18 protein-coding genes are annotated in these 24,957 nt (G+C 45.0%); 11 read left to right on the forward strand and 7 right to left on the reverse strand.

All coding sequences use genetic code 11. From position 1 onward, the window contains the following. Positions 1 to 103: 103 nt before the first annotated feature. Positions 104 to 1,531, reverse strand: a complete 1,428-nt coding sequence (ffh, locus tag ACMCM8_RS10720) for a signal recognition particle protein (protein WP_412722617.1) — start codon at positions 1,529 to 1,531, stop codon at positions 104 to 106. Positions 1,532 to 1,789: 258 nt separating this feature from the next. Here ffh and ACMCM8_RS10725 point away from each other — a divergent pair, with 258 nt between their 5' ends. Together ACMCM8_RS10725 and ACMCM8_RS10730 are read left to right on the forward strand one after the other, a co-directional pair. Beyond that, entirely contained in the window at positions 1,790 to 2,581 is a 792-nt protein-coding gene (locus tag ACMCM8_RS10725) for a cytochrome C assembly family protein (protein WP_412722618.1), read from the forward strand. 147 nt (positions 2,582 to 2,728) lie between these two features. Continuing rightward, entirely contained in the window at positions 2,729 to 4,030 is a 1,302-nt protein-coding gene (locus tag ACMCM8_RS10730; protein WP_412722619.1) for an HlyC/CorC family transporter, read from the forward strand. Positions 4,031 to 4,054: 24 nt separating this feature from the next. On the opposite strand, the gene ACMCM8_RS10735 is transcribed toward ACMCM8_RS10730, so the two are convergent. Then, positions 4,055 to 4,246, reverse strand: a complete 192-nt coding sequence (locus ACMCM8_RS10735; protein WP_412722620.1) for a hypothetical protein — start codon at positions 4,244 to 4,246, stop codon at positions 4,055 to 4,057. Positions 4,247 to 4,431: 185 nt separating this feature from the next. Beyond that, entirely contained in the window at positions 4,432 to 4,947 is a 516-nt protein-coding gene (gene sixA, locus ACMCM8_RS10740; RefSeq protein ID WP_412722621.1) for a phosphohistidine phosphatase SixA, read from the reverse strand. A 168-nt stretch (positions 4,948 to 5,115) separates the two neighbouring features. Between sixA and ACMCM8_RS10745 the strand changes: the two genes are divergently transcribed. Continuing rightward, positions 5,116 to 7,863, forward strand: coding sequence for an insulinase family protein (locus ACMCM8_RS10745; RefSeq protein ID WP_412722622.1), 2,748 nt, complete (start codon positions 5,116 to 5,118; stop codon positions 7,861 to 7,863). 6 nt (positions 7,864 to 7,869) lie between these two features. Here ACMCM8_RS10745 and ACMCM8_RS10750 read toward each other — a convergent pair whose 3' ends face one another. Continuing rightward, the gene (locus tag ACMCM8_RS10750; protein WP_412727784.1) at positions 7,870 to 8,100 is read right to left on the reverse strand and encodes a hypothetical protein; all 231 of its coding nucleotides are present in this window, start codon (positions 8,098 to 8,100) and stop codon (positions 7,870 to 7,872) included. Here ACMCM8_RS10750 and ACMCM8_RS10755 point away from each other — a divergent pair. Then, on the forward strand, positions 8,066 to 12,628 hold the full coding sequence (locus ACMCM8_RS10755; protein ID WP_412722623.1) for an EAL domain-containing protein: 4,563 nt from the start codon (positions 8,066 to 8,068) through the stop codon (positions 12,626 to 12,628). The two genes, ACMCM8_RS10750 and ACMCM8_RS10755, sit on opposite strands and share 35 nt — an antisense overlap. Before the next feature lie 417 nt (positions 12,629 to 13,045). Next, the gene (locus tag ACMCM8_RS10760) at positions 13,046 to 13,219 is read left to right on the forward strand and encodes a hypothetical protein (RefSeq protein ID WP_412722624.1); all 174 of its coding nucleotides are present in this window, start codon (positions 13,046 to 13,048) and stop codon (positions 13,217 to 13,219) included. Between the two features lie 134 nt (positions 13,220 to 13,353). Here the strand turns inward: ACMCM8_RS10760 and ACMCM8_RS10765 are convergent, their stop codons facing one another. The 3 genes from ACMCM8_RS10765 to fadI form a co-directional block, all read right to left on the reverse strand. Then, positions 13,354 to 13,551, reverse strand: a complete 198-nt coding sequence (locus tag ACMCM8_RS10765; RefSeq protein ID WP_412722625.1) for a hypothetical protein — start codon at positions 13,549 to 13,551, stop codon at positions 13,354 to 13,356. A gap of 198 nt (positions 13,552 to 13,749) precedes the next feature. Then, positions 13,750 to 15,888: a fatty acid oxidation complex subunit alpha FadJ gene (fadJ, locus tag ACMCM8_RS10770; RefSeq protein WP_412722626.1), complete on the reverse strand. Its 2,139-nt coding sequence runs from the start codon at positions 15,886 to 15,888 to the stop codon at positions 13,750 to 13,752. Positions 15,889 to 15,907: 19 nt separating this feature from the next. Beyond that, a complete protein-coding gene (fadI, locus tag ACMCM8_RS10775; RefSeq protein WP_412722627.1) occupies positions 15,908 to 17,218 on the reverse strand; it encodes an acetyl-CoA C-acyltransferase FadI in 1,311 nt (436 codons plus the stop codon). 384 nt (positions 17,219 to 17,602) lie between these two features. On the opposite strand from fadI, the gene ACMCM8_RS10780 reads away from it, so the two are divergent. Genes ACMCM8_RS10780 through ACMCM8_RS10805 form a run of 6 tightly spaced genes read left to right on the forward strand, consistent with a single transcriptional unit; the run spans position 17,603 to position 24,957 of the window. Continuing rightward, positions 17,603 to 18,559, forward strand: a complete 957-nt coding sequence (locus ACMCM8_RS10780; protein ID WP_412722628.1) for an AAA family ATPase — start codon at positions 17,603 to 17,605, stop codon at positions 18,557 to 18,559. A 3-nt stretch (positions 18,560 to 18,562) separates the two neighbouring features. After that, complete coding sequence (locus ACMCM8_RS10785; protein ID WP_412722629.1) at positions 18,563 to 19,525, forward strand: DUF58 domain-containing protein; 963 nt, start codon at positions 18,563 to 18,565, stop codon at positions 19,523 to 19,525. Next, positions 19,525 to 20,115, forward strand: coding sequence for a DUF4381 domain-containing protein (locus tag ACMCM8_RS10790; protein WP_412722630.1), 591 nt, complete (start codon positions 19,525 to 19,527; stop codon positions 20,113 to 20,115). Before ACMCM8_RS10785 ends, ACMCM8_RS10790 begins: the two co-directional genes overlap by 1 nt. Beyond that, positions 20,108 to 21,139 carry a vWA domain-containing protein gene (locus ACMCM8_RS10795; RefSeq protein ID WP_412722631.1) on the forward strand — a complete coding sequence of 344 codons (1,032 nt, stop codon included), beginning with the start codon at positions 20,108 to 20,110 and terminating at the stop codon, positions 21,137 to 21,139. Before ACMCM8_RS10790 ends, ACMCM8_RS10795 begins: the two co-directional genes overlap by 8 nt. Then, a complete protein-coding gene (locus ACMCM8_RS10800) occupies positions 21,139 to 23,148 on the forward strand; it encodes a vWA domain-containing protein (RefSeq protein ID WP_412722632.1) in 2,010 nt (669 codons plus the stop codon). The genes ACMCM8_RS10795 and ACMCM8_RS10800 overlap by 1 nt, the downstream gene beginning before the upstream one ends. After that, positions 23,149 to 24,957: a BatD family protein gene (locus ACMCM8_RS10805; protein WP_412722633.1), complete on the forward strand. Its 1,809-nt coding sequence runs from the start codon at positions 23,149 to 23,151 to the stop codon at positions 24,955 to 24,957.

The raw sequence follows: 24,957 nt of genomic DNA on the forward strand, positions 1-24,957 counted from the left end.
CCAATCGATTTTCAAACTCAGTCGTTAATCAGCGGGTAAATGCGCAATAAAAAACCCCAATGTGAAATCACATTGGGGTTTTTCATTTATACTATCTAGCAGGTTAACGAGGGGGGAATCCGCCGCCACCGAAACCGCCTGGACCACCGAATCCACCGGGGCCGCCAGGTCCTCCGAAACCACCACCTGGAGGCATCATACCTTTCATCTGACGCATCATCTTCTTCATGCCGCCGCCAGACATCTTTTTCATCATCTTCTGCATTTGCGTAAACTGCTTAAGCAAGCGATTGACGTCCTGAATTTGAGTACCTGAACCCGCTGCGATACGGCGCTTACGGGAACCTTTTATCATGTCTGGACGGGCGCGTTCAGCCGGTGTCATAGAGTTGATAATGGCTTCCATCTGGTTGAACTGCTTGTCATTTGCCTGATCTTTAATTTTGTCAGACATTCCGCCCATGCCGGGTAGCTTATCTAGCATGCCCATCATGCCACCCATATTTTTCATTTGCTCTAGCTGATCTTTAAAGTCTTGAAGGTCAAAGCCTTTGCCTTTTTGTACCTTTTTGGCCAGCTTTTCCGCTTTAGATTTGTCAACCTTACGCTCAACTTCTTCAATAAGACTCAGCACGTCTCCCATGCCAAGAATACGAGAAGCAATACGTTCGGGGTGGAAAGGCTCAAGGGCATCTACTTTTTCACCCATACCGATAAACTTAATGGGCTTACCGGTAATATGACGAACTGAAAGGGCTGCACCACCGCGGGCGTCACCGTCTGCTTTGGTAAGAATAACACCGGTTAGTGGAAGCGCATCGTTAAATGCTTTTGCCGTATTGGCTGCATCCTGACCTGTCATGGCATCGACCACAAATAGGGTCTCGATTGGCTTAACCGCGGCGTGTAATTCTTTAATTTCATCCATCATGTCGGTGTCGACATGAAGACGTCCTGCCGTATCGACTAACAAAACATCAAAGAAGTTTTTCTTCGCTTCTGCGATAGCATCGTTAACGATATCAATAGGTTGTTGTAAAATAGTTGACGGGTGAAAGGCAACGTTCACTTCACTAGCCAGCGTTTCAAGCTGCTTGATAGCGGCCGGACGATAAACGTCTGCACTGACTACCATCACCTTTTTCTTTTCACGCTCTGTTAAGTATTTAGCCAGTTTACCTACTGAGGTTGTCTTACCCGCACCTTGCAGACCCGCCATAAGAATGACCGCGGGCGGCTGAGTGGACAGATTAAGCTTTTCATTCGCTTCACCCATCACCGACTCAAGTTCTGACTGCACTATTTTGATAAACACCTGGCCGGGTTTTAAGCTCTTAGTGACTTCAGTACCCACCGCCCGTTCTTTAACTTGCGCCACAAACGCTTTAACTACCGGCAGGGCAACATCAGCTTCAAGTAACGCCATGCGCACTTCGCGAAGGGTTTCTTTGATATTGTCTTCTGTAAGACGCCCCTTACCACTGACATTTCGCAATGTCTGGCCTAAGCGTTCTGATAAATTCTCAAACATAGTATGAAACTTCTTTTTATTTCAGACGTAATGCGCTTATTGTAACGTAAAAGCGCTCACTAACGCACCCGCAAGTTGGGTAATTTTTTCCATAGTCAGATAACACGGCTTGCTGCATGAGCTAAGTACGGTTATTCCTCTCAAAACGTGTGGTCTGAAGCAAACAAAATCAAGGAGATGGTTGAATTTGTTTCCAAGTTGAAGTATCAATACCCACTCTTTCGGTGAACAGGTCACCACCGCATTACAGGAACCACCATGAACACCCTTTTCGCCATCTCCGCTGCCCTTTTATATGCAATTGCTGCTGCGGTGCTAATTGGCAAATTTGTCCACCAAGATGGTCCTAACAAACGCCTGGGCATTACAATTGCCAGCATTGGGGTTATCGCACATATTGCATTTCTGGCCAATGTAATCATCATCGCGCCTGGTCAGGATATGAGCGTAACTAACGTGCTATCGTTGGTCTCGTGGATCATTACCGTATCGATGCTGATTTTTGCCCGGGCCATTCCCAACCTGATTTTACTACCCGTAGTGTTTTGTTTTGCCAGTTTTAGCGTGCTGGCATCGAAATTTATTCCGGTGTCGTACATTATGCATATTGAGCTTCAGCCTGGCTTAGTAATTCATATCAGCCTGTCGCTTTTCGCCTATTGCACCTTGGTTATCGCCTTTTTGTATGCGTTGCAAATGTCGTATATTACCTATCGGCTAAAACAAAAAGGGGCAGCCCTTTTACACTCTTCTCTTCCGCCCCTTATGTTGGTTGAAGGTATTCTGTTTAAGCTGTTACTGGCTGGTACATCGTTACTGAGCGTGTCTCTTATTAGTGGCTTTGTCTTTTTAGACGATATGCTAAACAAAACCTATGTGCACAAAACCGTGCTTTCCAGTGCTGCTCTGGTGGTATTCTTAACATTGTTAATCGGTCAGAAACTGCGCGGCTGGCGAGGAAGACAGGTTATTGTTTTGACTGTAGTAGGTGTAACATTACTTTCTCTGGCCTATTTTGGAAGTAAATTGGTCAGAGAGTTGATTCTCTAACTGCTTCTTTGTCGTTCAAGCACTTCTGGTATTTACACCATTCTGTGAGATTTTCTAGACATTTAGGGTGATATTGGTATTTTTCCCTTGAAACCCTGACCTCAAATTACTACATTTGAAGGCTAGTTAAAGACAGGAACCCCATACTTGGACGACATATCAACGAGTACGCTGTTTATCGCGCTCGGCGTACTCATATTACTATCTGCGTATTTTTCCAGCTCAGAAACTGGAATGATGTCGATAAATCGCTATCGACTTAAACACCTTCAAGGTGAAGGAAACCGCTCTGCCATACGCGTAGCAAAATTATTAGATCGACCTGACCGATTAATAGGCTTAATACTGATCGGTAACAACCTTGTAAACATTGCCGCTTCATCGTTGGCAACGATATTATGTATCCGACTATTTGGAGATTACTGGGGGTTATTCGCCGCCACTTTTGGTCTCACTCTCGTGTTACTTATATTCGCAGAAGTGACGCCAAAAACTCTGGCCGCGTTGTATCCGGAAAAAGTGGCCTTCCCAAGCTCTTTGATATTGCTGCCCTTACTCACCTTGCTGTACCCCTTTGTGGCTGCAATAAATGGAATAACTAACGGTATTCTCGCACTGTTGCGCATTAGTCCCGCTAATGGCAGTGATGATTCGCTCAGTCGCGAAGAGTTACGCACAGTGGTATTTGAAGCTGGCACCATGATCCCAAAAAAACACCAAGACATGTTGGTCAGTATTCTGGATTTAGAAAGTGTCACGGCCGAGGATATTATGGTGCCAAGAACAGACATTTTCGCCATTGATATCAACGACGACTGGAAGAAAATACAAAAGGCACTTACCCATGCACAACATACGCGGGTATTGTTGTATCGCGATAGCATTGATGATGCAGTTGGCTTTGTCCACGTACGCGATGCCTTGAGGTTGTTATCTAAAGACCAGTTTACTAAGTCCAGCCTGTTAAGAGCAGTGCGAGAGATATACTACACACCCGAGTCTACGCCTCTGCATACGTTAATGTACAAGTTCCAAGCTGAAAAAGAACGTATCGCACTCGTTGTCGATGAATACGGCGATATTATGGGGTTAGTGACACTTGAGGACATCCTAGAAGAGATTATTGGTGATTTCACTACCAGCATGGTACCGGATCACAGTAAAGAAGCCCACGTACAACAAGACGGCTCTGTATTAGTCGACGGCAGTGCAAACGTGCGTGAACTCAACAAGGAAATGAATTGGAATTTACCCACAGAAGGACCTAAAACACTCAATGGACTCTTACTTGAGTACCTGGAAGAAATTCCCGACAACAAAGTGAGTGTGAGACTGGCCGGGTATCCATTGGAAATAGTCGATATCTCAGAGAATATGATAAAAACGGTCAGAGTGTTGCCAGAATATTATGTTCAACCACGAGATGGCGGCTTGGAAAAAGTAGGTTAGCCAGAATCCACTTCAGCTAACTTTTTATTTCGATTCGTTGGCTAGACGCTGTGCCCTATTGGCCAGTGCTCTAGCTTTTGCTGCAGCAACTTTATCTGATAAGACAGTTAACCTAGCAATAATATCCTGTGTCTCCTTATCTTCACGTAAATCCGCTTCCGCCATATGCGATTGCAATGAACGCTTAAGGAGTTCAGGAATTGATTTGCTGTCCATTTCCCAACCCTTCAATAAATTAAATTATGGCACTCAATTACGCTATCGACCGATATCGCAAATTCTTGACTAAAATTTTGGCCAAAAGGCTAAGAAATAGTGACAGGGGTTGTTGCGCTTTGTTGTAAATATTCGCAGGCACGTGTGTGCCATTGAGGCAAGGTAAAAATTTGCAGAACCTGAGACTACAACCCCTGATAATGAGTGACGAGCGTACCTTTGTGTTCACTGAGGGAATACTTGATAACAGCAATCGAAGCAGTTGAAAATAAACTGGTTGTGTAGGACTGGCAAAGCTCATCGACTAGATAGCTGACAAAGGGCATGTGACTTACCACTAACAAAGAGCGAATAGGCTTTTTTGCATTGACCGCGTTGTGGATCCTCGCGTCAATATAATCACTTACCAGCTTAGGAGAGCCTTCTGGAATGATATCTTCGTTGCTCTCCACCTTATCAGAGACAATATCCAAAGAGACCATATCGTGGGTCTGCCGTGCGCGTCGATAGGGACTAACCAGAGCCAAATCTACCGTACCGCTTTCACAGTAATGCGCCTTGAGCCACCCAGCGGCATGCTTTGCCTGCTCTCTTCCGACAAGGGTAAGTTGCCTGTTTTTATCGTCTACACGGGGAGCTTCAGCTTCACCGTGACGCATGATGAAGAGATAAATGTCGTCGTTGCTACTTTGACCTGACATAACATTGCGCATAGTATTAATGAAATTATGGTAACGATATCAGAGAGCAGTAAAGACGCCTAGCGCAAATAGAGGAATAGTGAAAATTTTTGCGCATTATGTTCTTTTTCTTAATTTTGTCCTATTGAATAGATAACCCTCATACGAATTTAGACGAGCCAAGCGTACGTGAATAACAGTATACAATTTGAAAATGCGCATCATGTTACTCTACCCAACGGCATGCGCGCGATGTTATGTCACACTCCAACTGCAAGTGAGTCCTTTGTATCAATGGCGGTCAGAGCAGGTCACTTTTACGACCCACAGGATTGCCAGGGACTTGCGCACTTGCTTGAACATATGCTCTTCATGGGAAGCCGCCACCTGCCCAAACCCAACGCAATCAATAACTTTATTGAGCAACACGGTGGCGCAATTAATGCGTGGACGGGTACTGAGTACGCCAATTATCATTTTAGTTGCTCCGGTGATGCGCTGGCACAAACGCTTCCAGCCTTTGCAGACATGCTTCGTCAGCCACTTTTCGAAGAAGACGCGTTGAGCAAAGAAATCGTCAATATTCACGCTGAATTCGAATTCAAGAAAAAAGACGACCTGCGTCGGCTTTACCAGATACACAAAGAAACTTGTAATCCACAACACCCCTTTGCGAAATTCTCTGTAGGCAATAGTGATACCTTCTCAAAACACAATCCCGGTGAATTAAAACAACGGCTAAAAGCACTGCACAGCGAATTATATTGTGCCAACAATATGCGCTTGTGTATCGCCAGCCCCATGCCTACCGCGCAACTAGAGGCACTACTGCATCAGTGTTTCGGCTCTATGGAAGCAGGTGTACTGGCCGATGACAACTGGCCGGAACTGTATACCTCCGAGCAACTTGGCATACAAATTAACATTCACCCTCTGCAAGCAGCCCGGCGGATGATTGTGACCTTTGCCCTACCGGCCCTGCAGAACGACTACCGGTGTAAACCGCTTAATTATGTTAGTCACTTAATTGGTGATGAAGGTGAAGGCAGCTTATTAGCCTATTTAAAACACAATGACTGGGCGATGAACCTGATTGCGGGTTCCGGTATTGAAGGCGATCGTTTCAAGGACTTCAATGTCAGCTTTCAACTCACTCAAAAAGGACTTGAGAACAAGTATCACGTCGTTGCGGCATTGTTTAGTTACATTAATCTGATACGCCAAGCTATAGAGGAAGACTGGCGATATCAGGAAAAATCCCAGCTCAATGCGTTAGCCCTTGAGTATGAAGAAAATGTTAAGCCCATGGGCATAGTGACCGAATATGCACAACATCAGTTTCTGTTTTCACCAGAAGAGCTCAACATATTACGTGCCACAATAGGTAGCTACGACAAACAAGCGCTGGAACACGCATTGTCTTTTTTTAGCCCTGAGAATTTAAGGCTTAAAGTTATTTCGAAAGATGTTGAAACGACCAAGGCCTGCGCTTTTTATGAAGCGGAGTATGGGGTGGAGCAAATAGACCCAGAGATATTACACTCACTTAATTCGCCACCGCTTATCGACGCGTTAGTATTGCCCCCGCCTAATCCTTATCTTGGCGGTGAATATTCACTGATTTTGCCAGAAACCGAGTTCAATTCGCCGACCACGCTTATAGATAACGAAGACTATCGGTTTTGGTTTGCCCAAGACCAACAGTTTCACAGTCCCAAAGGTGATATTTATATTTCCTTTGACGCCATCAATTTTTCAAATAGTCTTGAGGCCGTGGCGGCAAAACGCATATGGCTGGGGGCATTAAATGACTACCTTCAAGCGCGATATTACCGAGCAGAAATAGCTGGCCTGCACTACAGAATTTACGGCCATCAAGCGGGGTTTACACTGCATACACGCGGATTTACTGATCAACAAACCTTGCTAGCCAGTCAATTACTTGATGCAGTCATTCATTACATACCCGATGAAAAAGCGTTTGCTCATCATAAGGCTTTGCAAATCCAAAGCTTGCATAATGCGCTTCTTAACAAACCTACTAACCGGCTATTCTCAAGACTTAGTGTACTCATACAGAGAAATACACAAGCCCCAGTGGAATTATTAGATGCCATCGAGAACATCTCATATCAGGAAATGGTAGATTACCGACACGCAGCGTTTACTGGCTATTTTGTCGAATCTTTTATGCATGGCAATTGGGCCAGCGATGAGGCTAAGCAATTTGCTGATACGATAAAAAATTTGTGTCCACATGGTGGAGGTAGGCCGCTTTCGAGAGCGGTATCAAAACTGCCGGTTGGTTCTACCCTTTTTCACGAAGTGGCGTGTAAACATGACGATTCAGCCATTGTTCTGTACTTACAAGCACCGTCTTCGAGCCTGACGGATACCGCACTTTGTATGGTGCTGGAACAAATGCTTGCGGCGCCTTTTTTCAACGCACTTCGCACCGAACAACAATTGGGTTACATCGTAGGGACAGGTTACGTACCGCACAACCAACATCCCGGAATGGCGTTTTATATTCAAAGCCCTCAGTGCAGTCCTAAAAAACTACTCGACGCCACCACTGACTTCCTATTTCAACAGCTTCACGAAATTGAGTTTTATCGCTTTTATTGGCCAAATATCCAACAAACCTTGATCAAACAGCTGGAAGAGAGGGATTTAACCCTGTCCATGAAATCACAACGCCTATGGGTAAGCTTAGGCACCCAAGATTTTGGCTTCAATAGGAACGTGAAATTAGCTGAGCGTGTAAAAACGCTAACCTTTGAAGAGATACAATGTTTTGCCAATCAACTCGCCAAACGGGAGCGATGCGGAGAGTTAGTACTGTATTCTCGTGGCAAATTTGACGAGATACCCAAATTGCGCAAGCAAACTATTAACAGTATCTCCGACTTTAAACAACAGATTGCGTATCACTGATTGTTGTCACAAATGTCTCTTTTGGGGCGCAAAAAACCACGCGATTCGGGCCGGTTTGATTAAGAAGTACCCCATCGTCGGCATAATCATAAAAAGTCCTTGTAGCGCTGCCGTTAATTCGGCATATTTATTATTCTGGCTGTTAGGGATACGGCTGGCAAAACTAAAAAAATAATAAATGGCGTATGCCAAAGGTGTGTAGGTGCGCTCAACCCTAATTTTTTCAATTTCGCTCATCTGGTTGGTCTTGTCGGGAATTACATCTCTCCCTGCAAAAGCGACAGAGATTTTCGATCTCAATTTTAAGCAGGTTAGCAAACGTCAAGGTTTGTCTGACAGCTCCGTACTAGATATTGTCGAAGATCATAGAGGCTACATCTGGATTGCTACCGCCAACGGTCTGAATCGCTACTCTGGTTACGATGTAAAGCAGTATCACCCTTCTGATGTCAATCCAAACTCCATTCCCTCAGGCTACGTTTACAAATTACTTGTCGACTCTCAAGGTGAACTGTGGGTAGGTACACAGGCAGGCCTAGCCAAGTACATGCCAGAAACTGACAATTTTAGAGTATTTAATAAAGATAACTCCGTATTAAAAGCTGATTTTATTACTGGCCTCAACGAGTCAATTGAGGGTGATATTTTATTTACTGATTTAAACCACCTTTACAAATTTTCTAAACAACACAACCGTGTAGAATTCGTTCAAAGAGCGTTTGCAGACCGTGTTTTCGTTAATACCATTCACGATGAGGCGTCGAGAATTTGGCTAGGTTCGGATCGCTTAGGGATAACTATTCTCGATAAGAAAAGTAATCAGGTTTACCCCCTTTCCCAAGTTAACCCTTGGGGAATAGCATTAGATATTGATTCTTTAAACGACCTTAAAACGATTAATGGTAATTACTGGTTAGCAACAAACAATGGTATCGACATCATCAATGCATCTGGCCAGGTGCTAAAAAAGATCACGGGAGAATTACTGGGTCAACCTGCATTAAATTTAGTAACAAGCTCAATTCTCGCTATAAAAGATGATGTGTGGGTAGGGACGAAACACGGCCTATTCATTATCCAAAATGCAGCCATTGCTGAAATTGGTGATGATTTCGCCCCTGACTTCATACATTTGAATCAGATAAACCAAGAAATAACCGGGTTACCCTTAGCCGATATAAAAAATATTTTTATTGATCGTATGGGAGCCATTTGGCTAAGCACATTAAAGAAAGGCGCCTACCGCTTTCACCCGCAATACGCCACCAGCCGATATAAATCTGTCTTCAACTCGGCAAAAAAGCAGGAGGATGACTATTCTGCCATATGGGGTTTTGCAGAAGACGCAGATCGAAATATCTACGTGGTATCTCAGCAACGGGGAGTGGGTCAGATACAGGAGAAAACTGCGGAAGTAGAGTTTTTTGATGTATTCACAACGCTGCCGGAGTCAGTAACTTATTGGGACTTAGAAATTGATAAAAATGGTATTTTCTGGGTCGCTTCATCTAACGGTATTTACATACTAAAATATAACAACCAGAAGTTATCTATTGTAGAGCATGCGTTCAAAGGCATGTTTGTCGACTTTCTCTATCAGAAAGATAATGAAGTGTGGTTTTGGGCAGACGGCAATGGCCCACAAAGGCTTACCTTGACCGATTCTGACAATGGTGATGTAGCATTAAATGTTGAAACTTTAGAAAGTCAAACAGACATTTCAGTTTTCACTCCTATCTTTAAGGACAATAGCGACAGGCTTTGGCTAAGAGGGCAAGAAAAACTTATCGTTTTTTCTGTGGCCAATAATAGAATCATTAAAAGCTTTGATTCTTCTAACGGCATCAATTCACTGGTTTATGGCGTATATGAAACATCAGAAGCGTTCTGGGTAACAACACGGGGCAATGGTGTCGTCATGATAGACAAGGCCTCATTAGAAGTCATTAAACATCAAGAGCGCAATGATGGAACTGGCCATATTATTTCTTCAGTGGGCATTTCCGACAGCATTTGGTATGTCGATTCGGCCGGCATACACCAGATAAAATTACCCGAATTAGAGGAAGTCATTACCCTTCCTAATTCCGATCTTCACTATAACTCGCTTGGTGAGAGTTCCGTATTTGCCTCATCCAGAAACGATATTTATTTTGGGGGGATGCAGGGTTATAACCGAATTACCCGCAAAACCCTCTATGCTCAGGGTAAGCCCCAACAAACTCTGAAACCTGAAATATCAGAATTTAAGGTGTTTGGTACGGCAGAATCAGATGCACAAAACAATCACGTGCTTCACAGTGAAAAAGAAAGCTACTCTCCCTCAAAACAAAATGTCATATACGGCGAACGCGTTTTCCTTCACTACGATGAAACCCGTTTCAGCACGTCGTTTTATCTGTTAAATCCGATTTACCCTGAGCAAACCACCTATCGCTATCGTTTGGTCGGTTTTGACGATACCTGGACATATACCAGCTCTGATCGAACCGCGCAGTTTAACAATATTCTTTTTGGCAACTATACCTTCGAAGTGCAGGCGAAAGAACCACGTAAACAATGGTCAGACAGCAAATTGCTTGAGATCACCGTTGCCAGGCCGCCATGGTTAAGTACAGTGGCTCTTGTCTTCTACTTTTTAGTGGCATCTGCGTTATTTGCCCTTATCGTACGCCAGTACCAAATTCGCAAAGCCAATCAGCTGGCAATTAAAGAATCAGAAGAGCGGCTTAAATTAACCTTATGGAGCTCTGGTGACGAGTTGTGGGACTGGGATGTATATCGCGGTCAGGTGTATCGAGCAAACACCTGGGGCACCTTAGACTTCCCTCAAGACGACATTCGGACCATGGGTGCTTATGATGCCAACATTCACCCTAACGATATCAGCCGGGTTAAAGAGGCCTTACGTGAGCACCTTGAAGGTAAAAGTGAATTTTACGAACTTGCTTATCGTGCAAAAACCTTTAAAAACCAATGGATATGGATTTTAGACAGGGGCAAAGTGGTTGAGCGCGACCACAATGAGCAACCAGTGCGCATGACGGGTACGTTAAAAAACATTCATCATCTGAAAGAGGCTGAAGAACAGTTAAACCTGTTTAAACGGTCAATTGAAAATATCTCGGAAGGGGTATTTATTACCAATACCCAATTTAAATTTATCAGCGTTAATTATGCCTACTGCGCTTATACAGGTGAAACAAGAGATCAGGCACTGGCCAGCTATATGCATTTCCATTTGTACCCTGATGCTTTCACTGAAGAAATTAAAAAAACCTTAAAAGTAAAAGGCAATTGGTCTGGTGAAGTAGAAAGTGTTCGCGTAAACGGCGAGCGCTATGAGATGGAACTCAATATCGATGCGGTACATGACGAAGACGGTAAAATCAGTCATTTTGTTGGCGTATTCAGTGATATTACATCCCGTAAGAGTACTGAAAAAGAGCTACTTAAATTAGCCAATACCGATCCTCTTACTGAACTCCCTAACCGCTCATTTTTCCAGGCGAGTCATCAAAACCTTGTTCGCAAAGGGGCACAACACACCTTACTGTGCCTTGACATGGATAATTTCAAGAAAATTAACGACTCTTTGGGTCACCAAACCGGGGATATTTTAATTAAGCAAATTGCCAAACGCTTACAGCGCATTACGGGCAAGAGTGCAACCTGTTACCGCTTGGGTGGTGACGAGTTTAGTGTGTTAATGGAAAACAATGCGGATATCCACACGGTAACCCACTACGCCCAAAACTTGTTAGATACCCTTTCCCGCCCCTTCATTATCAATAAACAAGAGTTTGTGTTAGGTGCCAGTATCGGTATCGCATTTTTCCCAGATGACGGTACTACCCCGCAGGAAATGTTAAAAAATGCCGATACCGCCATGTACTTTGCCAAAAACAACGGCGGATCCAGTTATCAATTTTTCAGTGGTGAAATGAATCAAAATGCCGTGCGCCAGTTGCAAATAGAAAACTTGATAAGACAAGGAATAAAAGACGACTTATTCACCGTGTATTATCAACCTAAGGTGGATATCGCTACAGGTAAGCTGGTCAGTATGGAAGCTCTGGTGCGCTTTGAGCACCCTCAAAAAGGCATTGTTAGCCCAGGCCAGTTTATTCCTTTAGCTGAGCAAACCGGTCAAATAATCGAAATTGGCGAACAAGTACTTCGCAAGGCTTGTGCAGATACCAAACGCTGGGTAAACCAAGGTTTATTTAGTGGCAGGGTTGCGGTGAATATTTCGGCCAAACAATTTGAATTGCCCGATTTAGACGAACGGATCAACAAAGTGCTAAATGAAGTAGGCTTATCCCCTCTTCATTTAGAATGCGAAATTACGGAAGGCACCCTAATGGCCAGCCCTGAAAACGGGCTTCGAATGATGAACCGTTTACGAGAACGCGGTATTCACCTGGCCTTGGATGACTTTGGTACTGGTTATTCATCTCTGGCCTATTTAAAGCGCTTCCCGCTCAACACCCTTAAGATTGATAAAGCCTTTATCGACGATATAGCCGTTAGCAATGTGGACAGACACATGGCCGCTGCCATCATCAGTATTGCCCACAACTTAGGGTTAAAAGTGGTAGCGGAAGGCGTGGAAGAAGAAGCACAATTGAATATATTAAGGCGTTACGATTGTGAAATGTTACAGGGGTTTTTATACAGTCGTCCATTAAATGCCGAGCGCTTTGAAAAACTGCTTTCTGAAAATCATAAACTTCACAACTTACTCGGTCACTCTAATCTATAAGCCGTTGTGAGCAACAGACTATCAGCGCCCACTGATAGTCTTTCACTGACATACACATGGCAATTACAGCGGTATGAAGTGATACTCTCTACGCGCAACTTATGCGCAAAAGCGTATACTCGGTTCCCATTTCTTTTTGTTCTATGCTCTAGCTCTATGCTTTAAGATCTACGTCCTACTCGCTAAGCGCTATGTCCTACACTCTATGTTCTGAGACGCCAAAAAGCTGATACTATCCAAACGGCTATTATACTTTAGTGTCAAGTTCATGACGCCCCTTCAACTAAAAACTCGTAAAGCATTGTTTTTAAAATACATTTTACAACTGGCACAGTTATGGCTATATCCTGATACCGGTAGCAAAATGCATCTATCGGTTTTGTTTGTTCATTCAAAAAAAATCAGAGGAATAATAACATGTTAAAAGAGTATGCAGTTGCACTTGTACTTTCTACCTCCACTCCAGTTGTTGCAGATAAGCAAGAAGGTGCAAAGCCAGCTTCTGACTCTCAGCAAGAGACTGTCACTGAACTTCAAACCACTCGTCCTAAGACTGGCATTGGTTCAATTGGTGGGTATGGTCGCCCTTAATGCGATAGCGCGAAATTTCCAAAAAGGAGAGCATAGCTCTCTTTTTTTATGCGTACTAGTCAGTGAATCAGACTGGGGCGTGTAAGCGACTATTTACCTTTGAAACTTGCTATGAAAGCTGTAAAAATAAGCAGCTAAGCAGCGAGATAAAGATTATTAAAACCGACGGCATTACGCCAGTGGACATGGCGGGCAATCGAAAACATAGGAAGTAAAATTGGACCAAGAATAAAACCTGCTAGCGCCCATTTTTTTGCGCTCATACCCCACTTAAATGCCTCGATGTAAAAATAAATGGCACAGAGTACACTTAATACAGCAAGTACAACCACAAAACCTCCCCAAGCTATCTTAGACTGCGTCAATTTTTGACTCTATAGATAAGTCTTTGAAAAAAATCGTCAATAATTTGACTGCCCCATTTTCAATTGGCGCAAATTTAACCCAAAAATGAATAATAAACCAGCAAAAATAAACATTACATATAAAAAAACCGGGCAAAGCCCGGTTTTTAACGGTTTGTTTACTTTTTAGTAAAAAGTTTGATCGTTTTCAGCCATGTTGACCAATACGTCGGCAGGGGTAAATTTATCTCCCACAGCGGCGGCATAGTGGTTTAATCTGGCGACGACATGCTTAATACCCAATGTATCCATATATCGGAAAGGACCACCTAAGAACGGTGGGAAACCTATACCGAAAATAGCACCAATATCACCATCGCGAGCGCTGCGAATAACACCCTCGTCAAGACAACGGGCCGCTTCATTCAGCATCATGAGTACGCATCGCTCGGCCACTTCTTTTTCACTTAGCTTAGTAGCTGGAGACAGCCCAAGAAGGGTATAGATACTTTCATCCACTTCTTTACCGGGTTTCTTGCCTTCGTATAAATAGAACCCTTTTTGATTCTTTTTACCCTTGCGATCATCGGCAAGTACTTTGTCAAAGGCGCTGGGCGCTGTAAAACGATCACCAAAAGCCTCCACTAGGAAAGGAATGATCTTAGTCCCTACATCGATACCCACTTCATCAAGAAGCTTAACCGGCCCTACTGGGAAGCCAAATTTCACTAACGACTTATCGATATGCTCAATTGGCTCACCTGCTAGAATAAGATTGGCGGCTTCATTCATATAAGGCGCTAGAATACGATTGACGTAGAAGCCAGCACCATCTTTAACCACAACAGGGGTTTTGCCCTGCTTTTTAGCAAACTCGACGGTAGATGAGATAACCTGATCAGAGGTTTTGTCGTGCGCGATAACCTCTGCAAGGGGCATTTTATCGACAGGCGAAAAATAGTGCAGGCCAATAACATTCTCTGGACGAGCTGCTTTTTCAGCAATCTGTGTAATCGGAATAGACGATGTGTTTGAGGCAAAAATAGTGCTCTCTTTACAACTTGTTTCAATGTCAGCGACCATCTTTTGCTTAAGTGCTAAGTCTTCAAATACAGCTTCAACCACGATATCTGCATCCTGATAACCGCTGTAGTCCAACGTCCCCGTCAACAATGCAAGTTGCTTTTGCATCTCACTGTTGCGCATAAAACGCTTTTTGACTTTTTTGTTAAGAATGTCGTAGCTGTATTTCATTGCGTTGGCGATACCTTCAGCACGAACATCTTTAATTCGCACAGGCACGCCCGCTTTAGTTGACGTGACATAAGCGATACCGCCGCCCATCAATCCGCCACCCAGCACGCCTACTTTCTTCATCTTTTCTGGTTTGACACCTTCCACACCGTTTTCTTTTTTCATTTCAGTGGTGGCAAAGAAAATTTGACGCAGCTGGAATGACTCAGGCGTCATGACCAATTTCCCAAACGCTTCCGCTTCGGCTTTTAGGCCAGCTTTCATTCCGTCACTCATGCCGGTTTCTATCACATCAATGATATAACCGGGTGCTGGATAGTTACCTTTGGTTTTTGCAAAGGTCGCTTCACGCGCCTTTTTAAACAGAATTCCACGACCTGGGCCGGTATTCTCCAGAAGTTTGTTCACTACCCCTTTCTGCGGGGCTTCGCGTTCTGGTTTGCGCTTAAGGGCGAAGGTTTCAGCCACGTTAAGTAATACGCTGTGCGGCACAACTTCATCAACAATACCGTACTTCTTGGCTTGTTTAGCCCGTGCAGGCGCGCCAGTCAGCATCATTTTCATGGCTTGTTGAATACCAATTAAACGAGGTAGACGTTGGGTACCACCGCTGCCCGGAAGCAGGCCAAGCTGAACTTCTGGTAAGCCAAGCTGAGTACTGCCAGCATCGGTACAAACACGATAGTGACAAGCTAATGCAAGCTCCAACCCACCACCCAATGCAGGACCGTGAATAGCGGCGACAAACGTCGCTTTCATGTTTTCAATTCTATCGAAAATGGCTTGTCCACCGGCGGCAATCGCAGTGGCATCTTCTGCTGTCTTACACGCTGCCAGCATAGAGATATCTGCACCAGCAACAAATGAACTAGGCTTACCACTTGTCAGTACTACACCCTTGATGCTGTTGTCGTTCTCGATATCATCAAGCATGGCGGATATTTCATCGCCGAATTCTGCTTTCAGCGTATTCATACTCTCGCCAGGCACATCCATGCTAAGGATCGCTACCCCATTATCTTGTTTGGTAAGGGTAAACGCACCAGATGTTGGCTTTGTATCGTTTGTCATTTCTTGATCCTGACTCATCTTATTCTGTCTCCACAATCATGGCCGCACCCAAACCACCTGCCGCACATGCAGTGAGCAGACCTGTACCACCGCCGCGACGGTTAAGTTCGTTAAGCATTTGGGTGATCATACGGGTACCCGTTGCTGCAAAAGGGTGACCATAGGCAATAGAGCTACCCATTACGTTAAATTTGTCCATGTCTATTTCGCCGGTGGCTTTGTCGCGGCCCAGTTTTTCTTTGGCAAATTTATCGCTGGCAAACATCTTCACATTTGCTAGGGTTTGTGCTGCAAACGCTTCGTGCATTTCGATTAATGTCAGGTCATTTAACGTCATACCCGCGCGGTCAAGTGCAATTGGGGTTGCATAAGAAGGCCCCATCAACATGTCTTCCCACACATCAATAGCAGCGAAGGCATAGCTCTTGATATAACCTAACGGTTTGTATCCCAATGCCTTGGCACGACTTTCCGTCATCATCAATACAGCTGATGCACCATCAGTTAATGGCGTAGCATTCGCAGCTGTTACCGAGCCGTATTTCTTATCAAATACAGGACGCAGCTTCGCGTAACCTTCTAACTTAGAGTCAAAGCGTACGTTATTGTCTCGCTCCAGTGCACCTTTGTAAGGTTCGGCATAGGCAGTCATCACCTCATCAGATAACTTGCCCTCTTCCCAACTTTGTGCGGCTAAACTGTGTGAGCGATGCGCCAGTTTGTCCTGATCTTCACGGGAAATGTGGTGCGTTTTTGCCATTTGCTCAGCAGTTTGTCCCATTGAAAGGCCTGTTGAATACTCAGCCACCGCTGGCGGTACAGGGGCAAGATCTTTCAATTTCAAATGCTTAAAGATATTCAGTTTTTGGCCTAACGTTTTGGTTTTCTGTAGATCGACCAACGCACGCGCTAGGTTTTTAGATACACCGATAGGCGACACTGAAGTTGAGTCTGCCCCACCAGCAATACCTACTTGTACGTTACCTGCCATCATACTTTCAGCAATATTGACAGTAGATTGGAAGCTGGTCGCACAAGCACGAGAAACACTGTACGCATCAGTATGCACATTCATCCCCGTACCGAGCACAATTTCGCGCGCGATATTCGGTGCTTCAGGCATTTGAACAACCTGACCATAGACCACTTGATCTACCCATTCTTTTTGAACACCATGGCGAACCAGAAGTTCGTTTACGACCATCTTACCTAAATCAACCGCTGGTACGCCGTGGAAATATGTTGCCATTTTTGCAAAGGGAGTACGTAACCCTGCGACAATGGCGATGCGATCACCCTCTCGGGTGGTAACTGATTGTTTTGTTGCCATAATGCACCTAAATTTTTGACCTGTTTGAAATGGATAATTCCATCCCCGCTAAGTGGTCTGACCTGTAATGCACCCGATTTTTACAAACAATGAACAAAATAGCAAATTATGCCGCTCAGGTAGCCCTAAATAAATATATCATGCCTTCGCAGCAAATGATGGTTTGTTAAATATCGTAAGTTTCATGCAACTCGACGACTTGAAGAATAGAAGAATGAACCTTATATGGAAAACATAGTCTGTTTTGTGTCATTGTTGTTGACGCCTTTTTTAATGTCTGCGTCAAAGTAATGTTAAAACTCGTAAAAAATGCATCGATATTTTGACTCACTTTACTACAACTGACACTTCCTTATAACGAGAACTCAAACGGAATTTTGCATTATGGCAGCAAAGCAGTTTCAACAGCTACATGCATATTTAGATCAACAAATTATCGGTCAACATGCGCTAACTAAAAGTCTTCTCATTGCCCTGCTGGCTGACGGTCACTTGCTGGTTGAAGGACCGCCAGGCCTTGCCAAAACCCGCGCGATTAACGCGTTGGCCAATGGCGTAGATGGCGACTTTCACCGTGTGCAATTTACGCCAGACCTGCTGCCTGCTGACTTGACCGGCACCGATATTTATCGCCCGGAAACAGGCGAATTTGTTTTTCAAAAAGGGCCGCTTTTCCACAACCTGGTACTTGCTGACGAAATTAACCGCGCCCCGGCAAAAGTGCAGTCGGCACTACTTGAGGCAATGGCAGAACGGCAAATTACGGTGGGGAGCAAAACGTATCCCCTGCCCCCTTTATTTTTAGTCATGGCCACGCAAAACCCGTTGGAACAGGAAGGTACTTACCCCTTACCGGAAGCCCAACTCGACCGTTTTCTGATGCATGTGGATATTGATTATCCCGGTGCAGAGACAGAGCTTGAAATTTTGCGTCTAACCCGCGGCGAAGCCCTATCTGAACCACCTGTAGCTGCGCCAACGCTGACCCAGCAGGATATTTTCACTTCCCGTAAAGAAGCATTATCGCTTTATATGGCCCCTGAACTAGAACAATACCTGGTACAACTGATTGTCGCTACCCGACAACCGGCCAAATTCGACGCCGATTTAGCCCAGTGGATAGCCATGGGAACAAGTCCTCGCGCGACCATCAGTTTAGACAGATGTGCCCGTGCACACGCTTGGTTAAGTGGCCGCGATTTTGTCGGTCCCGATGATATTCAGGCAGTTGTACACAATGTGCTTCGTCATCGTATTATCCTGTCTTATCAAGCTGAAGCGGAAGGGATTACGGTAAACGATGTACTTGATAAGATAGTAGCTACTGTCGCAGTACCTTAAGTTATGACAAATGTTCAAGCGCAGCTTCAAAAGCTGCTGAGCAATGGGGTAACGCTTTCTACCGCTGAGCTGTTGAGATACCAACAACTGGCAAGGTTATTTAACCTCGCGCCAAAACGGCCTCCTCAAGCTCGACTGGCGGGTAGCTATCTTACTAAGCACAAGGGCCGTGGCATGGAGTTCGACGAAGCCCGTCACTACCAGCCTGGCGACGATATCCGCGCCATCGATTGGCGGGTGACTGCGCGCACGGGAAAAACCCATACAAAAGTGTATCGCGAAGAACGGGAACGTCCTGTCTTTTTGTTTTGCGATTACCTGCCTTCAATGGCTTTTGGCACTCAGCTTTTAACAAAAGCGGTACAAGCTGCCCATGTCTGCTCACTTATAAGCTGGTCGGCCGCTGCCCGAGGCGATAAAGTGGGCGCGTTAATTTTCACTCAACACCATCACAGTGAAATTAAACCACTCACACGTAAAAAGGCGGTGCTAAGAGTCTGTCACGAACTAATGGCGTTACATCAAACCAGTGAACAGCGACAGGCGAGCAAAGCACAAGATGAACAAGCGTTTACTGAGGCTTGCGCGCGCGCCAGACGATTAGCTCGACCCGGCAGTCTCGTGTATTTAGTGTCTGACTTTCAGCATCTAAGCAGCCAGTCCATTGGTCACCTTAATCACCTTACCCGCCATTGTGAGGTAAGAGCCATTGTCATAAACGACCCTTTAGAGCACGATCTTCCTGTACTTGCCACACCGCAGGCTGTTGCCGTTTCAGATGGCTATACACAGCAGCAATGGATGTTAGGAGATAACAAGGAACAGCATGAATATCGCCAATGGCGCAATCAACAACACCAATACATAAACGACACGCTCAGACAGAACGGCATATCCCGATATTGGGTATCAGCAGGTATGCCACTGGATGATCAACTTCAAAGTATGCAAAGAGAGGTCATATAATGCAGACGCAAGGTCTCCCCTCTTTAGGTAATAGCACACAACAGGATCCCCTCGCCCAATTGCGGGATATTCACGTCCCTGAAGCGGTCAGTATCTGGCCCTTGGATTGGGGATGGTGGTGCCTAGCCATTGTTGTGCTGATAGTCGTGGTGTGGAGTTATCGCACCATACGTCATTACGTGCGATTCAACAAACCACGAAAACAGGCGTTAGCCCAGTTAACCGGTATTAGTGTGGATCAAAAAGACTGGCCCGTTGCCATTAACACCCTGGTTAAGCGCACAGCACTTAGCTATTTTCCGCATCAAGACGTCGCCCATTTGCACGCCGAAGCCTGGGTGTCTTTTCTTTCTTCGCGGTTGAAAAAAGACATTGACCAGGTCGAAAAAGGGCTGCGTTTACTTCAACACAATACCTATCGTCCAACCCCCAACAGAGACGATTTTGCCCAGTGTATGCACAGCGTCCAACTGTGGCTTAAGAAGGCACAATTCCCAAAACACTATGATGCTAAAAGTGCCGTTCCCAGTTCGGGATCTACGCCTTCGTCCAGCAAACATCAAGAACAAAGGGAGATTACCCATGCTTGAATTTGCCTGGTGGTGGGTATTTTTCATATTACCGTTACCCTTTTTAGTTCGACTGTTGTCGCCTAAGACAACGACAAGTCCGATGGTTGCCCTTCGAGTCCCTGCACTCAGGCCTGGCGAAGCTGCGGGAGAGCAGCGTACTGCTTCAGCAAAACTTCCGCTAATTTTGAGTAGCCTTATCTGGATTTTGCTGGTGGTGGCCGCAGCACGGCCTCAATGGCTGGGAGAGCCCATTAGCATACCCAATGAAGGCAGAGAAATGATGTTAGCAGTAGACCTTTCAGGCAGTATGAAAATTGATGATATGCAATTAAATGGACGCCAGGTCAATCGTCTTGCTATGACGAAATCAGTGGTTTATGACTTTATACAGCGGCGTGTAGGCGATAGGTTAGGGTTAATATTATTTGCCGATACAGCTTATGTACAAGCACCTTTAACGTATGACAGAGACACGGTGTCAACATTGCTAAGTGAAGCGGTTATTGGTTTGGTAGGCGAACAAACCGCGATTGGTGACGCCATTGGACTCGCCGTCAAACGATTTGACCAACGGGACGAATCAAATAACGTGCTTATTTTGCTGACTGACGGGCAAAACACGGCTGGGAACATCACTCCTGAGCAAGCGAAGGAGCTCGCCATAAGCAAAGGGGTCAAGGTATATACTATCGGTGTGGGCGCTGACAAAATGCTCATTCAGAGTTTTTTTGGCAGTCGTCAGATTAACCCATCCCAAGAATTGGATGAAGACATGTTGACCGATATAGCAACCTCTACAGGAGGACAGTACTTCAGAGCGCGAAATGCGCAGGAGTTACAAGCTATTTATCAGCAACTGGATGCCCTTGAACCCATTGAGGGTGAAACGCGTAAAATGCGCCCGCTTACGGCACTTTTCCATCTTCCATTAAGCCTTGCCTTGGCTTTGAGCACCTTGTGGGCTCTGGTTTCGCTCGTAGTTCGCTTTGTACGTCGCATTACACATAGCAGGCAAGTTATCGAAACTGAGGTAAGTCACTAATGGACTTTTCAGCCCTATCGACTAATCCGTTTTTAAACGAGTTTCACTTTATACGACCTGAGTGGTTTTGGGCGCTGCTGCCATTAATATTGCTCATTGTATGGTTAAAATATGGCGCTACTAAGCAGTCGGGTTGGCAATCGGTTATCCCGTCTCATCTCTATCAGCATATGATAATGGGCAAGATGGAAAAGGGAAAACGCCCCCCCTTATGGTTATTAGGCTTAGCGTGGGCGCTAAGTGTCATTGCCCTTGCAGGCCCTACGTGGGAAAGGCTTCCTCAACCCGTATATCAAATTAAAATGGGCCATGTCATTGTTTTGGATATGTCATTGTCAATGCGGGCGACAGATATGACACCGGACAGGCTCACCCGGGCCAAATACAAAGCGATAGATTTAGTAAACGCTATTGGTGAAGGTGAAATGGGGTTAGTCGCTTACGCCGGTGATGCATTTGTTATCAGTCCTTTAACCGAGGATGCAAATAATATCACCGCGTTAATTCCCAGTTTGTCTCCGGAAATCATGCCTGTCCCCGGAAGCGACCCCTTATTGGGCCTGCAAACTGCCGAAGCACTGCTCACCAACGCTGGCTACAATACGGGTATGATCTACTGGATTACCGATGGCATTGAGTTTTCACAACAAGCCGAATTGCAATCTTATGTTTCGTCCTTACCTTTTAAGGTCAATGCACTGACAGTAGGCACCAGTCAAGGTGCGCCCATCAGGCAAATCAATGGTGAGTTACTTAAGGACACCAGTGGCAGTATCGTTGTGCCTAAATTAAACGATTCTGTAGTGAAAGGTATAGTTAAAGTAAGTGGGGGAAAATATGAATCCTTTACTGCTAACGACAGCGATATCAATGCGCTTGCCTCCCTCTCCTTAGCCGAACGCTCGGCGCAAGCCAAAGACAGTGAACAGGACGAGCAAAGCAACGCTCAGGGAGATCAATGGAAAGAAGCGGGTCCCTATATACTGTTGGTACTTTTGCCATTTGCCGCATTTGCATTTAAACGAGGATTAATCTGGATAGTGTTAATAGGCGTTGTTTCCCCGCTTTGTGTCCAACCCGTTAGTGCACAGCAATTGCCAAAGCGCGATGGCGTTTCTTCTACTCCATCGTCGACTTCGTCGTTATCGTGGTGGCAAACGCCTTTTCTCAATGATAACCAAGAAGCGTTGTCCGATTTCGAGCAGCAAAAGTTTGAACAAGCTGCCCAAGGATTCAATGATCCTGATTGGCAGGCATCCTCATTGTATAAATCTGGCGATTACGAAAGTGCGCTTAACGCATTTGAGCAAATTCCTGGTGCCGATAGTTTATACAATCAGGGTAATGCACTGGCGAAACTGGGCAAATTACAAGACGCCATCGATAAGTACAATGACGCATTGGCACTTGCGCCCGAGATGGAAGACGCTATTGCCAACAAAGCACTACTCGAAGAATTGCTCAAGCAACAGCAAGACAATCAGCAAAATCAGGACAATTCACAGTCTAATGACCAACAACAAGATAACGAAAATGGTCAAAGCGATCCTTCTCAGGATCAACAAGGTCAAAACGACAGCGCACAGGGTCAGAACGAGCAAAGTGACGATAGTAACGCTGAGTCTAGCCAAAATGATGACAATGGTTCACAACAGGATCCGTCTCAACAACAAGACCCATCATCTGCGAATGAGCAAGATGATGAAGATGAACAACAAAATAATGGGCAACAGAAAAATGAGGAACAGCAAGAGCAAGCGCCTAGTCAGGATGACGTAAATCAGGGCGAACAACCTTCAGATAAAAAATCTGAAAATGAAAGTCAAAGTGGGGCGTTGCAGGCTCAACAGGGAGAACTCTCTGATGCTGAAAAAGAAGAGCTACAACGCATGGAAAGCTTAATGCGACGTGTTCCAGACGACCCAGCTTTCTTGCTCAAACGCAAAATGCAGTTAGAAGCCCAAAAAAGACAACGTCAGCGCATGCCTTCAAACCGGAGTGATTGGTAGATGAAACTTGCTTCAATATCTACAATTTTAATTGTTTATATATTTACTTTGTTCGGCACTGTGGCCCAAGCCGACATTAATTCTGTAGAAGCCACGATAGATAGAAACCCCGTTATGCTCGACGAAGCTATAAGGCTAACGATAACAGCCGACGGAAGTGCCGAACGCGATGCATTCGATAGCTCGCCGTTGTTGAAAGACTTTGTAGTGGGAAGAACGTCGGTTAGCAGTCAAACCTCAATCGTTAACTTCGATACCAAACGCACTACAGTGTGGACAACGACACTGTTCCCCCGTAAAGAAGGGAATTTTACTATTCCGGCATTAACCATTGAAGGTAAGCGTACCCAGCCTATTCAAGTCAAGGTGATCCCGGTACAAGAACAAACGTCGGTTGCTCGGGATTATTTTGTTACCACCGATATCGATTTAAAAGAGGCCTATTTAAATCAACAGCTTCTATACACGGTTAAATTGTATCTATCGAGCAACATTGAACGCGGCAGTCTACAAGCGCCCGAAATGCAAAACGCTGAAATTACTCAACTGGGTGATGATAAACAATACACCGACATCGTTAACGGAAAACGTTACCAAATTATTGAACGTCAGTTTGCCGTTGTGCCTCAAGCTTCCGGGGAATTCACCCTTCGCGGCCCAATATTTTCTGGGGAAGTGATGGCACCTAACACCAATCAACGGTTTGGTTTTTTCAATAGAACCCAACAAGTCAACCGCGTTGGACCAGACATTACGGTAACGATTAAACCTATTCCACAAGGAATAGGTTATCCGTGGTTACCTTCTGAAATGGTAAGAGTGGATGAAGAATGGCCTCAAGGTGATAACTTTATCGCGGGTGAGCCAGTCACGCGAATAATAACGCTCACAGCACTTGGTGTAGTTGAAGAGCAATTACCCGAGATCCCTGAATTTTATCCTCCAAACTTTAAGTTGTATCCAGATCAATCTAACACCACCACGGTAGAAAAGGATCAGCATTTAATTTCTCAGCGACAAACGTCGCTTGCTATCATCCCCACCGAGGCGGGTTCATTCGTGCTCCCTGAAATCACCATACCTTGGTTCAATACCCTAACCGAAAAGACTGAGTACGCCACTATCCCTGCTCGCTCTATCACTGTATTACCACCTAACAATCAACAAGGGCAAGGCAGTGGTTCACAAGCTATTCCGAGTGGCGAGACAAACACGACAATGAAATCTGAACCACAGTTGGCGCCTATTTCACCAACATCGTCAGATAAAAAGGATGAAAACCTTCCTGTAGTAGGCGCGTCCAAAGCGCTGGTAACAGGGTCACTGATAGCCACTGGGGTACTAACCTGTTTATGGATTATTACCGCAATAGCCTGGTGGACAACTCGCAGAAAACTCAAGCATGTTCTCGCTTCACAAGGTATGGCGTATTCGTCCCACCACCGGCAAGCCAGCACACCATCGCATACTAGCGAGCAGGACGCCTTTAAACACCTGTTGAAGGCGGCTAAATCACATGATGTCAAAGCAGTAGAAGTGGCGTTTAACCAATGGATCGCGACATGTGAAAAGGCGGGCTCGCCATACGGTAAGCAGAATAATGGTAGCTTACGGGTTGCTATGAAATCCCATATTGATACATTACAGTCACTGCGTTTTTCCCCGGCAGCCCAACAAGGTAAAGCCACATCAGCGCAAATCAATGAAGCTATCAATGCTTTGATTAAGGCTGCAAAAGAAAAGCGTCAAGTTCAATTAACATCAAATAAGCACGACCCAAATACGCTATCTAACTTATATCCTGCGTGA

It is taken from the genome of Alteromonas sp. D210916BOD_24, from assembly GCF_047159385.1.
In the GTDB taxonomy this organism is placed as follows: Bacteria; Pseudomonadota; Gammaproteobacteria; order Enterobacterales; family Alteromonadaceae; genus Alteromonas.

Bases quoted from the DNA above. Each gene is read 5' to 3' on its own strand.
- ACMCM8_RS10790 (WP_412722630.1), top strand. From the start codon at position 19,525: ATGCAGACGCAAGGTCTCCCCTCTTTAGGTAATAGCACACAACAGGAT.
- fadI (WP_412722627.1), bottom strand. From the start codon at position 17,218: ATGGCAACAAAACAATCAGTTACCACCCGAGAGGGTGATCGCATCGCC.
- ACMCM8_RS10780 (WP_412722628.1), top strand. From the start codon at position 17,603: ATGGCAGCAAAGCAGTTTCAACAGCTACATGCATATTTAGATCAACAA.
- ACMCM8_RS10785 (WP_412722629.1), top strand. From the start codon at position 18,563: ATGACAAATGTTCAAGCGCAGCTTCAAAAGCTGCTGAGCAATGGGGTA.
- ACMCM8_RS10735 (WP_412722620.1), bottom strand. From the start codon at position 4,246: ATGGACAGCAAATCAATTCCTGAACTCCTTAAGCGTTCATTGCAATCG.
- ACMCM8_RS10805 (WP_412722633.1), top strand. From the start codon at position 23,149: ATGAAACTTGCTTCAATATCTACAATTTTAATTGTTTATATATTTACT.
- ACMCM8_RS10800 (WP_412722632.1), top strand. From the start codon at position 21,139: ATGGACTTTTCAGCCCTATCGACTAATCCGTTTTTAAACGAGTTTCAC.
- ACMCM8_RS10725 (WP_412722618.1), top strand. From the start codon at position 1,790: ATGAACACCCTTTTCGCCATCTCCGCTGCCCTTTTATATGCAATTGCT.
- ACMCM8_RS10795 (WP_412722631.1), top strand. From the start codon at position 20,108: ATGCTTGAATTTGCCTGGTGGTGGGTATTTTTCATATTACCGTTACCC.
- ACMCM8_RS10760 (WP_412722624.1), top strand. From the start codon at position 13,046: ATGTTAAAAGAGTATGCAGTTGCACTTGTACTTTCTACCTCCACTCCA.
- fadJ (WP_412722626.1), bottom strand. From the start codon at position 15,888: ATGACAAACGATACAAAGCCAACATCTGGTGCGTTTACCCTTACCAAA.
- ffh (WP_412722617.1), bottom strand. From the start codon at position 1,531: ATGTTTGAGAATTTATCAGAACGCTTAGGCCAGACATTGCGAAATGTC.
- ACMCM8_RS10750 (WP_412727784.1), bottom strand. From the start codon at position 8,100: ATGAGCGAAATTGAAAAAATTAGGGTTGAGCGCACCTACACACCTTTG.
- sixA (WP_412722621.1), bottom strand. From the start codon at position 4,947: ATGTCAGGTCAAAGTAGCAACGACGACATTTATCTCTTCATCATGCGT.